We start from the raw sequence: 12,473 nt of genomic DNA on the forward strand, positions 1-12,473 counted from the left end.
GCGGTTCGGCGCCCCGACAAGCCAGCTCCTACAAGGAATCTCGCTCCCTGTAGGAGCTGGCTTGCCGGCGATGGGCCGCGCAGCGGCCCCGATCAATTAGGACTTATCTTCCTCATCAACCACATCATCGGTCCATGGCTCACCGTCCAATGGCGCCGAACGCGCCAGTTCAGCCTCATCCAGCCCAAAACCACCGCCAATCTCGTTAGCATTGACCTGCCGCAGCGACTGGTCTGCCGGCCCTTCGCCGTCACCGTCCTCATACGGGTCGCGGGCACCGGTCTCGTCCAGCAAGGTATCCGGGCTCATGTCGTCATAAGTGACGTTGTCTTCGTGCAGGCTGTCGCTCAACGCTTCGCCACCCGTCATGCCGCTTTCGGCGACGCGCTGTGGCGGAAACTCGTGCTCATCTTCACGGGCAGGTTGTTCGTCGCCCACCCGCCCTTCGCGTTCATCGTGACGGTCACTGAAGTCCAGCTCATGGACACTGCCCATGCGGTCTTCGGTGTCGTCGATTTCGGTAGGTGTGTAAGGCTTGGGTTCATCGGGGCGAGACATGTGCGTACTCCGTCAGTGGGCTATACACGGTCGACTGCGCCCACCACGGGAAAATTCAGAGTTTTTACGCCGGGGGCTGGGCCGCTTGTTGCGCACGGTGCAGTTCATTGGTCAGGTGCAGCCGCATCGCTGCCCGGGCGGCATCGGCGTCCTGGTGCGCAAGTGCAGCATGAATCTGCTCGCGCTCACGCACCTGTTGTGCGCGTTGCTGTTGGGTAACGTTGCTCTGCGGGCCACGCATCAGGGTATCGGTCAGGTGGCGCATGGCATCGATAAAGAAGCTGTTGCCGGTGCACAGGGCAATTTGCAGGTGAAACTCGAATACGATACGCGTGCTGTCCTGGTGCAACGGCCCCACGGCATTGGCTTCGCCCAGGGCGTCGGCAATGGCCTGCAACTGGCTTAACGTAGCACGCTGCGCAGCAAGCGCGGCGCACTCCACCTCCAGGCTCAGGCGCAATTCGATGAGCGCCACCGCATCGAGGGCGCTGCCCTTCTCGTGCTGGCTGTCCTGAAAGTCGCCTGGCCGGGTTGTGTCGACCACGAACGTGCCGATGCCTCGGCGGGTCTCGACCAGGCCCTCTGCCTGCAGCCGCGACATCGCTTCGCGAACCACGGTACGGCTGACCTTGCGCGCCTCGGTAAAGGCTTGTTCGGTCGGCAACTTGGTGCCTGCCGGTAGCTCGCCGGCCAGTATGCTACGCGACAGTTCAAGCACCAGTTGCTGGGCCAGGCTGACACGTCGTTCAGGGTTGACACGCTCCATCAGAGGATCCATTCAAAAACCAGACGATGAACGATTGTAACCGCAGTTTTACGTCAAAACGCACTATAATGCCCGCTGATCTCACAAGAGCACGATGATGTCTGACCTCACGGCTATTGCCCGAATCAAACCTCGCCGCCTGGCCGAATCGTTGGTCGAACGCTTTGCCCAACGCATGCGTGACGGCACCCTCAAACGCGGCGACAAACTGCCTACCGAAACGCAGATCATGGCCGCCGAAAGTGTCAGTCGCTCGGTGGTGCGTGATGCCTTGTCGCGCATGCAGGCGGCAGGCCTGGTCGAGACCCAGCATGGCGTCGGCACCTTCGTCCTCGACATGCCGGCACCCGAAGGCTTCAACGTCGGGCCCGCCACCATTGTGCTGTTGTCAGACGTCCTCGACCTGCTGGAGTTCCGCCTAAGCCTGGAAGTCCAGGCTGCAGGCATGGCCGCCGAACGGGCCACGCCGCAGGCCATCGACGAGCTGGAACAAGCATTGCACGCGTTGCTGCAAGGCCCGGAAAAGTCGGGCAGTACCACCAACGCCGACTTCCAGTTCCACCTGAAGATCGCCAAAGCGGCCGGCAACCCCTACCTCATCGACATCATGAAACACCTGGGCACCAAGCTGATCCCACGCACCCGGATGAACTCCGCCTATACCGGGCAGAGCAACCGCAGCACCTACCTGGCGGGGATCAACGCCGAACACCAGCAAATCTTCGACGCCATCGTCAGCAAGCAGGTCGATGCGGCGCGTGCGGCCATGTTCCTGCATTTGAGCAATAGCCGCATGCGCCTGCGCGAGGCGCAGAAACACCAGGCGGTCTACAGCGAGTGAGCCGCTTCAGGCGCCGGTTGCACATCCTCGAAGACCAACCCGTCGCTGGCACTGACCTGCCACGGGTTGGCGCTGCCGGTTTCGCTGAAGTGGACCGTGTCGAACCGTGAGCCCTTCAAGCCATCGATCTTGGCCTTGGCCGGCCCGCTGAAACGCACGCGCTCGAAGGACAGGCCTTGGTGATAAGCGCCGTGCAGGCTGTCGCCCTTGACCTCGATAGCCGCCAGTTGGGCATTCTCGACCGTGACATTGCTAACCCGCACATCGCGGAACTGGCCGGCGATGGTCGACTTCTTGTAGTCCAGCTTGGCGTTCGGGTCGTTGTAGTCGAGGGTGAAGATGAACGCCTGCTTGACCGTATTGCGCATCGCCGAATCGCGGAACACCACGTTACGCGCGCCACCGCCCATGAAGTTGGTGCTCTTCATGCGTAAGCCGGTATCGGTGCCGTCAGAAACGTTATCTTCGGCCAGGATGTTCTGGATCCACGCCCCCGTGTGGCTGCCGGCCACGACCATGCCGTGGCCCTTGCGGAAGTAGTTGTTGAAGATCCACGCGTCTTCTTGGGGCTTTTGCTTGACCGCATCGGCGCCGGTGCCGGCTGCGAAGTTGACGCAGTCATCGCCGGTATCGAAGAAGTTGTTGAACACCAATGCGCCGCGGCTGTTGGCGAATTCGATGCCATCGCCGTTGTTGGCGTCGTAGGTCTTGTGCGTGGTGTTGGCCAGCACCACGTTCTCGGTCTCCAGGTTCATGATGCCGTGATAAGCCGGGTTGAGCACCGTGAAGCCGCCGTAGAACACGTTCTTGACGTTGCGCAAGGTGACCAGCGACGAGCGCATTTGGCCATAGGCGTCCTTGACGTTCATGCCTTCGGCCACGGCGCGAGCGACCTGGGCCTTGGCCAGCACGCCGTCCTGCAGGTAGCGGGTGTTGTCGCTCGGCAGGTAGAACGGCAGCGGTTGGCCACGTTCATCGACGATGTCGGCGTTGCGCTTCCAGCCATTGCCATCAATGACCCCCTTGCCGACGATGCGTATGTTCTCGAATGCCTGGTGCGCACGCGGGTCACGCGGCAAGGCGTTGATCAGCGAGGCCGGGCGTACGGTGGTGGAGTACGGGTACTGGATATAGCCATCGCGGGGGTAGTCTTCGGCGCGCTCGGACCCGAGCAGGGTCGCGCCCTCGGCGATTTCCAGGGTCATGTTGCTTTTGAGGTACAGCGAGCCGCTTTTGTAGGTACCTGCTGGCAGCAGCACTTTGCAGCCGACGGTACAGGCGTCGATGGCCTTCTGGATGGCGGCGGTATCGAGGGTCTGGCCGTCGCCCTTGGCGCCATAGTGGCGCACGTCGAACAGTGCCGGCACGGCGGTAGTACGTTGGACGATTACCGGGCTGTCGGCCGATTCCTTGCCGGCGTGGTCCACCGAACGCACGGTGAAGCGGTATTCAGTGTCGGGGGCCAGGCCAACTGCGGTGTAGCTGTGGATGGCGATACGGTGGTGGAAATTGCGCGTGTCCTGCTCGTAGAAGCGGTCGATATAGGGTTTGGCCGGGGACACGTGCCCGTTGTTGGCGTTGCTGCCACCGAGCAGCTTGCCATTGGCGTAGACGTGGTAATCGGCGATGTCGGCAAGGTCGGCGGGTTTCTCCCAGACCAGGATTATCTGCTGGTCGTCGTAGGCCAGCGTCGGGACCAGCACTTTGCTCGGTGCTTCGAGTGCCCAAAGGGGTGAACTGAAGCCGAGTGCCAGGACAGTCAGCAGTGATCGGGTGGTCGCGGTGTTTGCATGCGGCATGGGGTTATCTTCCTTGTTATAGCGCTATGCACAGTCGTTGCAGGAGCAGCCTTGTGCTGCGAAGAGGCCATCCCAGCCAAAGAAAAGCGGTGGCTAATACCGGCCTCTTCGCAGCGCAAGGCTGCTCCTACACAAAGCGTGTATCAGCTGACGTTACGTACTGATTCAGCACTGAAATCGCGGCTGGCCTGCACCAGCATGCGGGTGTAGTCGTGGCTGGCCAGGTCCTGGCTCAAGGCTTGGCTGTCCAGGCGCTCGACAATCCGCCCCTGTTGCATCACCGCGACCTTGTCGCACAAATGGCTGACCACACCCAGGTCGTGGGTCACCATCAGGTAGGTGAGTTTCTCGCGCTGACGCAGGTCCGCCAGCAGGTTGAGAATCTCTGCCTGCACCGACACATCGAGCGCCGACGTCGGCTCGTCCAGCAGCAACACCCGGGGTTCGAGAATCAGCGCCCGGGCAATCGCCACGCGCTGGCGTTGCCCGCCTGACAGCTGGTGCGGGTAGCGGTAACGGAAGCTGTCGTTCAAGCCGACCTTGACCAGGATGTCGTTGATGCGGTCATCGCGCTCGCCCAGGCCATGAATGGTCAATGGCTCGCGCAACGCGGTGTCGATGGTGTGCCGCGGGTGCAGCGAACCGTAAGGGTCCTGGAACACCATCTGCACCTTGCGAAAGTGCTCCTTGGGCAGCTTGTGCTGCAGCGGGACGCCGGCAATGCTCAGCGCCCCGCTCCAGTGCCGGTACTGCCCAGCCAGGCAGCGCAAGACCGTGGTCTTGCCCGAGCCCGACTCGCCTACCAGGCCGAACGACTCGCCGTCTTCGACCGTCAGGTCGACATCGTGCAGCACCTGGTTGCAGGCGGCGCCCACACCAAAACTCAGGTTCAGCGATTGTGCTTGGATCATGCTCATGTCAGTTCCCTCAGCAGGTGAGCCACAGCGGGTCGCGTTGCAGGACCGGCAGGCGTGGGCGGCGGTTGTCCATGCTCGGCAAGGCCGCCAGCAGGCCACGGGTATAGGGGTGTTCGGCATATTGCAGGTCGCAGGCGGCCAGCGACTCGACCACCCGCCCGGCATACATCACCAGCACCCGGTCGCAGTAGTTGCGCACCAAGTTGAGGTCGTGGCTGACGAAAATCAGCCCCATCTGCTGTTCCACCACCAGTTCTTCGAGCACATTGAGCACCTGCTGGCGTACCGACACATCCAACGCCGAGGTCGGCTCATCCGCGATGATCACCTCCGGGTTGGTGATGACCATCATGGCGATCATGATGCGCTGGCCCATGCCGCCGCTGACTTCATGCGGGTACAGGTTGTAGACCCGCTTGGGGTCACGGATATGGACCTTTTCCAGCATCAGCAAGACCCGTTCGCGGGCCTCGCTGCGGCTGGCCTTGTGGTGCGCCAGGTAGGCCTCGGCAATCTGATCGCCCACCTTGACCACCGGGTTGAGCGAGTACTTGGGGTCTTGCATGATCATCGAAATGCGCTGGCCGCGAATCTTCTGCATGGCCTTTTCGCTGGCACTGAGCAAGTCGACATCGCCGAACTGCAGGGCCTTGGCAGTGATCTGCGTGCTATTGGGGTGCAGCTTGAGCAGGCTGCGCCCGACGGTGGACTTGCCCGAACCGGACTCGCCAACGATGGCGAGCTTCTCGCGGCCCAAGGTGAACGACACATCGCGTACCGCGTGCATTTCTTTCTTGCCATTGACGAAGCGCACATTGAGCGAATCGACAGTGAGTTTGAGCGTCGACATAAAGCCTCCAGTTACTCGCTACGCGGGTCGAGAATGTCCCGCAGGCCATCGCCCAACAGGTTGAACGCCAGGCTCACCAGCATGATCGCGGCCCCCGGTACAGCCACCAGCCACCAGCATTCGAGCATGTAGCGTCGGCCGGTGGAGATCATCGCGCCCCACTCCGGCAACGGCGCCTGCGCGCCCAGGCCAAGAAAGCCCAATGCAGCCGCGGTGAGGATGATGCCGGCCATGTTCATGGTCAGGCGGATGATCACTGACGACAGGCACATCGGCACAATGTGGCGCAGGATGATCCGCGTCGACGACGCGCCCTGCAGCTCGACCGCAACGACGAAGTCAGCCTTGCGCAGCGACAGCGTTTCGGCCCGCGCCAGGCGAGCGATCGGCGGCCATGAGGTCAGCGCGATGGCGACCACGGCATGCTCCAGGCCAGGGCCGAGCGCAGCGATGAACGCCAGCGCCAGCACCAGGCTTGGGAACGAGATGAAGATATCGGTGATGCGCATGAACACGGTGTCGACGACGCCACCGAAATACCCCGACACCGTGCCGATGAACAACCCGATCGGGCCGACGATCACGGTCACCAGGGTAATGATGTACAGGGTGATACGTGAGCCATACACCAGCCGGCTGAAGATGTCGCGGCCGTACTCGTCGGTGCCGAACCAGTGCGCGGCACCGGGTGCCTGCAGGGCGTTGGCGAGGTTTTGCACGACCGGGTCATGGGTGGCGATCCACGGCGCGAAGGCGGCGACCACCACCAGCAGCAAGGCCACCAGCAGGCCAGCCAGGGTCATCGGGTTGCGCAGCAGGTGGCGCAGCACCCGCAGGCTGCTTTTGTACAGCGCATCGACACTGGACGCAGGTGTGTTGTCGGCCTGCGGCTTGTCGCTTGAAACGGTAGAAGACAGGTTGGCAATCATCGGCATGTTCTCGATGTGAAATCATGGCCACCTGGGGCGCCCGCAGACGCCCTCGGCAGTGTTCAGCGTTGCTTGTAGACGCCCAGGTAACGGGTCGCCTCGGCGTCATCGCCGGTGAAGCCCTTGACGTCCACTGCACTGACGGCGGTGTCGGTCATCTGCGAGATCATCATGATCGGGCCGACCTGTTGGTCGTAACGCTGCTGTGCCTGGTGGTACAGGTTCAGGCGCTTGCCGGCGTCACGCTCGACCCCAGCCTGGTCGATCAGCGCATTCAGCTGTTGGTCGAAGAACGACGCGCGCCAGCCCTGGAAGTTGGGCAGCCCGGCGGCATCACTGTTGTCGGGGTTGTAGACGAAGGTGCGCAGGCTGAAGTACGGGTGCGGGTAGCGTTCGGCCCCACGGGCCACGATCATTTCGAAGTTGCGCGCACGCATGGCGCCGTACACCTGGTTGCCGGTGCCGGTGACGATGCTGGCCTTGATGCCGCCTTCGGCCAGGGTCGATTGCATGCGCGCGGCAATGTCGATGAAGGGCGGTTCGGACAGCGTCCGCAGGGTGGTGCTGAAGCCTTGCGGGTAGCCGGCTTCGCTCAGCAACGCCTTGGCTTTGGCCACGTCGAGCCGGTAGCCAGGGTCTGGCAGGCGCGCGTCCAGGCCCAGTTGCATCGGCTGCTGGTTGAGCATGCCGTAATGCGGCATGACCTGTTCGTCGATGCCTTTGTAATCAATCAGGTAACGCACGGCTTCACGTACCTTCGGGTTGGCGAACTCAGGCTGCTTCATGCTCATCGCCACGTAGTACATGGTGCCGCGCTGCAAGGGCTGCACCTGCAACTGGTCAGAGCGCTCGACGGCTTTGATATCCGGTGCGGCCATGCCGTAGGCGAGGTCCAGGTCACCGCGTTCGAGCATCAGGCGCAGCGATTGCGACTCGGTCATGTGCCGCACCAGCACCCGCTTCATTTTCGCCGGGCCAGCCCAGTAGCCGTCAAAACGGTTCATCACCAACGCATCGTTGGCACTCCACTTGGCCAGCGTGAACGGGCCGCTACCCGCTTCATGGGTGACTAGCCAGGCGGCGCCGAGGTCGCCGTTTTTCTCGTGCTTCAGCACTTCGAGGCGGTCGACGATGACCGCACTGGGCGAAGTCGCCAGCGAGTCGATCAACAGCAACGGGTCGGTCGGTTGTGGCAAGTCGACCACCAGGGTTTGCGCATCGGTGGCGCGGATCAGCGCCTGGATGTTGTCGACGTTGTAGCCGTAGGCCTTCCAGGTGGTGGCCAGGCCGAAGTTGAGCTTCATCACCCGGTACAGCGACCAGGCCACGTCCTCGGCGGTCAGCGGGTTGCCGGAATGGAATTTGACGTCGTTGCGCAAATGGAAGGTGATCTGCTTGCCGTCTTCGCTGATGTCCCAGCGTTCGGCCAGCTGTGGCAGGTGTTTTTCCGGGTTGCCCTGGTCGCGCTTGACCAAGGTGTCGTACAGGTTGGCGTTGACCCCGGAGGCATCCAGGCCCGGCGCATTGGCCGGGTCGATGGAAAACAGGTTGACCATGCTCATGCCGACGATCAACTGGTCGGCAGGGGTCTTGGCCTGCACGGCGGCCATCGGCGCCAGGGCCAGGATTGCACCCAGCAGGCTCATGTGCAGCGGGGGAAGTGCAGTCTTCATGTGGGCGTCCTTCTTTTTATAGTTATGCAATGTGTTCACGCAGCCCTTGGGGGCTTAGCGGGTCCTTGGGTCGAACACCTTGTACAGGGCATCGCTGATCAGGTTGAGGGCAACGAAAATCAGGCCGATCACCAGCACGCAGCCCATCACTGCGTTCATGTCACCGAGCATCAGGCTGCTGGTGAGGTATTGGCCAAAGCCCGGCCAGGCGAACACCGTCTCGATCAGCACCGCGCCTTCGAGCAGCGAGCCGTAGGCCAGCGCCACCACGGTCAGCAGTTGCACGAGGATGTTGCGAAACGCATGACCCCACACCACCTGGCGCCGCGACAGGCCCTTGACCCGCGCCGTGATGATGTATTCCTGCGACAACTGCTCGAGCATGAAGCTGCGCGTCATGCGGCTGATATAGGCCACCGAGTTCAAGCCCAGGATCAGCCCCGGCAAGATGATGTGGCGCAAGGCACTGCTGAACGCCTCCCAGTCACGCGCCAGGGCGGTGTCGATCAGCAGCAGGCCGGTCACGTCCGGGACCATGCCGTCGTAGGCGAGGTCGATACGCCCTGCCCCGCCCGCCCAGCCGAGCCAGGCGTAGAACACCAGTAGGCCCATCATGCCCACCCAGAAAATCGGCGTGGAGTAACCGAACAAAGTGATCACCCGGGCCACATGGTCGCCCAGCTTGCCCTGGTTGCTGGCGGCAACCACACCCAGCGGCAGGCCGATGAGGATGCCGAACAGGATCGCCAGCGTGGCCAGCTCGATGGTCGCCGGGAACACCCGCTTGATGTCTTCCAGCACCGGGTGGCCGGTGAGCAGCGCATTGCCAAAATCACCGTGCAGCAAATCGTTGAGGTACAGCCCGAACTGGGTCCAGATCGGCTTGTCCAGGCCCATCGCCTGGTAGACCTGATCATAGGTGGAGCTGTCGGCGTCCGGCCCGACCACGGCCAGCACCGGGTCCAGCGGCATCACCCGACCAATGAAGAACGTCAGCGCCAACAGGCCGAGCAAGGTCACCAGGACCGTGCTGGCCCGTCGGGCAGTGGCAGACACGCGCGTGCCCAGCACAGAGGCAGTCGAAAGCAACATAACAGGCTCCTGAAAAAGCGTTCAGCAAACACCGAGGCGTTAGGGGCGCGGGCGCCCCCGTCCCGCTCATCGCGACTTGTAGACGTCTTTGTAACGGGTGGTGGCCGCGCTGTGGGCCTGATAGTTCTGCACGTCGTGGTACAGCACCACGGTGTCGGTCATCTGCGACACCGGCAGAATCGCGCCCACCTGGGCGTCCAGGGACGTCTGGATCTGCTGGTACTGGGCCAACTGCCGCGCCTTGTCCGGTTCGACTTCGGCCTGTTCGATGAGGGTGTTCAACTCAGGGCTGTAGAACGACGTGCGCCAGCCCTGGAAGTTGCTCAGCTTGGCTTCGTCACGGTTGTCCGGGTTGTACACCAGGGTGCGCAAACTGGAATGCGGATGCCGCTCGGCACCGCCGCCGCCGCGGCCCACCAGGATGTCGAAACTGCGTTCGCGCATGGCGCCGTAGATCTGGTTGCCGGTGCCGGTGACGATGGTGGCCTGGATGCCGGCCTGGGCCAGGGTGGCCTGCAGGCTGGAGGCAATGTTGATGAACGGGGGCTCGGTGAGCACGCGGATGGTGGTCTTGAAACCATTGGGGTAACCGGCTTCTGCCAGCAGTTTTTTCGCTTCGGCCACGTTCAGGCTATAGCCAGGGTCGTCCAGGCGTGCCGGCAGGCCTAGTGGCAGCGGGCGCTGATTGAGCTGGCCGTAATGCGGCATGACGGTCTGGTTGATGCCCTGGTAGTCGATCAGCGAACGCACGGCCTTGCGCACGCGGGCGTCGTCGTAGGGTTTTTGTTTGACGCTCAGCGCCACGTAGTAGAGCGTGCCGCGCTGCACGGTCTCGGTGCGCACGTTGTCGGACTTCTCCAGCGCTTCGATGTCCGGGGCGGACATGCCCTTGGCCAGGTCCAGGTCGCCGCGCTCCACCATCAGCCGCAACGACTGCGATTCGGTCATGTTGCGCATGACAATGCGCTTGAGCTTGGCCGGGCCACCCCAATAGCCGTCGAAATGGCTCATCAGGATCACGTCGTTGGCACGCCAGTCGTTGAGGATGAACGGGCCGCTGCCAGCGGCATGGGTGGTCAGCCAGGCGGCGCCCATGTCGTCGCCCTTCTGGTGCTGCTGAACGACCTTGCGGTCGAGGATGAACGCGCTGGGCGAGGTCGCCAGGGTGTTCAGCACCAATAGCGGGTCGGTCGGCCGCGGCAGTTCGAGGACAAAGGTGTGCTCATCGCTGGCACGCATGTACTGGGCGACGTTGCCCGCCGTGAAGCCGTAGGCCTTCCAGGTCGAGGCCAGGGCCAGGTTGAGCTTGAGGATGCGCTGCAGTGACCAGGCGACGTCCTCGGCGCTGAACGCGTTGCCGGACTGGAACTTCACGCCTTCGCGCAACTTGAAGGTGAGGGTCTTGCGGTCATCGCTGACCTGCCAGCTTTGCGCCAGCGCCGGCACCAGTTGGTCCGGTTGCTGCGCGTCCTGCACCAGCAGCATGTCGTACAGGTTGGCGTTGACCTCGGAAACGTCCAGCCCGGTGGCACCGGCTGGGTCGAGGGACAACAGGTTGATCATGCTCATGCCGACGATCAACTGGTCGGCCGGCGTCTTGGCGAAAGCAGCAGGTACCGAGGTCATTGCCAGCGATGCAGCAAGGACCCCTGCCCAGAATGTGGGGAGAACGCTCATGTGAGATTGCCTTTTTATAGTTATTGGACTCTCGGGCGGCACGCGAGGGCGCGTGCCGCCATGCACGAATCAGTAGCGTTGCAGCGTGTGGGTCTCGACGTAGTCGAAATCGATCTCTTCACCCAGGCCCGGCAGGTCCGACAGGTGCACGAAGCCATCCTTGTCCATCGGGTCGACCAGGCGCTTGAGGTAGGCCGGTACCTCGTCGTATTCGAGGAACGGGTGCAGCAGGCCGCGCTCGTACCAGGTGCAGTTCTTGATCGCCCCGACCACGGCCAGGTTGGCTGCGCCGTTGCCGTGGATCTCGCAATCCATGCCAAATGACTCGGCCATGTGCGCCACCTTCAGGCATGGGGCGATGCCACCGACCCCGGCAACCCCAGCACGCAGGATGTCACACACATCGTTCTTGACCCAGCTGGCCCGGCTCAGGTGCTTGCCACCCAGGCTTTCCGGGCCCAGTACCGGGATGTCCAACTGGCTGGACAGCCAGGCATAGGATTCGGCGGAGTCTTCCATCATCGGCTCTTCGAACCAGGCGAAGTCGAGCTTTTCCAGGGCACGGCCGATGGTCAGGGCGTCGGTGCGGCTGTACCAGTGGTAGCCGTCGATCATCAGGGCGATGTCCGGGCCGACTGCCTCGCGCACCGCGGCGCAGGCCTTGATATCCATGCTCACGCTGGGCGCGAACGACACAGGCGGCATCCAGGTGTGCAGCTTGATCGCTTTATAGCCGCGCTTGACCAGGGTTTCGGCAAAGCGCCCGTATTCCTCAGGGGTCGACAGGCCACCTTCAAGCTCGTCGCCACACATGGTCGAGCCATACGCAGGCACTTTGTCGCGGTAGCCACCAATCAACTTGTGCACCGGCACATTGAGCTTGCGCCCGGCCCAGTCCCACAAGGCCTGCTCGACCAACGCCAGGGCGCGATCGGTCAACTGGCTGGCACTGCCGCGCTGCCAGTGGGCGAGGTCGTGCCAGATCTTCTCGCGGTCGAAGGCGTTTGCGCCGACCAGTACCTTGCGCACGAAACCGTCGAGCACGTAGGGGCGGATCAGTTCAGGGGCACCCAGTGCATAGCCTTCGTTACCGCATTCGGTGGTGATGCGCAGCAGCGCCATCTTGGCCTGGGTTACGTCACCGGGGTGGGCATGGCCGGCGCTGTCGACAGCGCGGCGCGTGGGGTAGGAAAAAACCTGGACGTTTACAGCAGTGATGATCATGGACGTCTGAGCCTTCTTATTGGATTTGTGGCGGGTGAGTCACGCTCTGGAGGTCATCCTACGTCATCATACAACTTTTGAAAAGCACCCCTTAAAAACTTTCAAAAATGGCTTTGACGTCTGCTTTTTTACCTCTTTTGGGATGCC

General features: G+C 62.6%; 11 protein-coding genes. 1 reads left to right on the forward strand and 10 read right to left on the reverse strand.

Annotated elements, in window-relative coordinates; translation table 11 throughout:
• Positions 1 to 96 precede the first annotated feature (96 nt).
• Together MFF34_RS12750 and MFF34_RS12755 are read right to left on the reverse strand one after the other, a co-directional pair.
• Positions 97 to 558: a phosphotransferase system, HPr-related protein gene (locus MFF34_RS12750; RefSeq protein ID WP_238214318.1), complete on the reverse strand. Its 462-nt coding sequence runs from the start codon at positions 556 to 558 to the stop codon at positions 97 to 99.
• A gap of 64 nt (positions 559 to 622) precedes the next feature.
• Positions 623 to 1,324, reverse strand: a complete 702-nt coding sequence (locus tag MFF34_RS12755) for a FadR/GntR family transcriptional regulator (protein ID WP_238214319.1) — start codon at positions 1,322 to 1,324, stop codon at positions 623 to 625.
• 97 nt (positions 1,325 to 1,421) lie between these two features.
• Between MFF34_RS12755 and MFF34_RS12760 the strand changes: the two genes are divergently transcribed.
• Positions 1,422 to 2,165, forward strand: a complete 744-nt coding sequence (locus tag MFF34_RS12760) for a FadR/GntR family transcriptional regulator (protein WP_099429352.1) — start codon at positions 1,422 to 1,424, stop codon at positions 2,163 to 2,165.
• Here MFF34_RS12760 and MFF34_RS12765 read toward each other — a convergent pair.
• From MFF34_RS12765 to MFF34_RS12800, 8 genes are all read right to left on the reverse strand, one after another.
• Entirely contained in the window at positions 2,153 to 3,964 is a 1,812-nt protein-coding gene (locus MFF34_RS12765; protein ID WP_238214320.1) for a glycosyl hydrolase family 28 protein, read from the reverse strand. The genes MFF34_RS12760 and MFF34_RS12765 overlap by 13 nt on opposite strands.
• A gap of 143 nt (positions 3,965 to 4,107) precedes the next feature.
• Positions 4,108 to 4,881, reverse strand: a complete 774-nt coding sequence (locus MFF34_RS12770; RefSeq protein ID WP_027593225.1) for an ABC transporter ATP-binding protein — start codon at positions 4,879 to 4,881, stop codon at positions 4,108 to 4,110.
• A 10-nt stretch (positions 4,882 to 4,891) separates the two neighbouring features.
• On the reverse strand, positions 4,892 to 5,731 hold the full coding sequence (locus MFF34_RS12775) for an ABC transporter ATP-binding protein (RefSeq protein WP_099429354.1): 840 nt from the start codon (positions 5,729 to 5,731) through the stop codon (positions 4,892 to 4,894).
• Between the two features lie 11 nt (positions 5,732 to 5,742).
• Positions 5,743 to 6,660, reverse strand: a complete 918-nt coding sequence (locus tag MFF34_RS12780; protein ID WP_033694009.1) for an ABC transporter permease — start codon at positions 6,658 to 6,660, stop codon at positions 5,743 to 5,745.
• A gap of 62 nt (positions 6,661 to 6,722) precedes the next feature.
• Entirely contained in the window at positions 6,723 to 8,333 is a 1,611-nt protein-coding gene (locus MFF34_RS12785) for an ABC transporter substrate-binding protein (RefSeq protein WP_027593222.1), read from the reverse strand.
• Between the two features lie 54 nt (positions 8,334 to 8,387).
• Positions 8,388 to 9,425 (reverse strand): ABC transporter permease, encoded by a 1,038-nt coding sequence (locus MFF34_RS12790; protein WP_027593221.1) that lies wholly within the window; start codon positions 9,423 to 9,425, stop codon positions 8,388 to 8,390.
• Between the two features lie 66 nt (positions 9,426 to 9,491).
• Positions 9,492 to 11,102: an ABC transporter substrate-binding protein gene (locus tag MFF34_RS12795; protein ID WP_238214321.1), complete on the reverse strand. Its 1,611-nt coding sequence runs from the start codon at positions 11,100 to 11,102 to the stop codon at positions 9,492 to 9,494.
• A 69-nt stretch (positions 11,103 to 11,171) separates the two neighbouring features.
• Entirely contained in the window at positions 11,172 to 12,326 is a 1,155-nt protein-coding gene (locus MFF34_RS12800; RefSeq protein WP_238214325.1) for a mandelate racemase family protein, read from the reverse strand.
• Between the last annotated feature and the right edge of the window lie 147 nt (positions 12,327 to 12,473).

The sequence above is a fragment of the Pseudomonas sp. PAGU 2196 genome, from assembly GCF_022179005.1.
GTDB classification, from domain to species: domain Bacteria; phylum Pseudomonadota; class Gammaproteobacteria; order Pseudomonadales; family Pseudomonadaceae; genus Aquipseudomonas; species Aquipseudomonas kermanshahensis.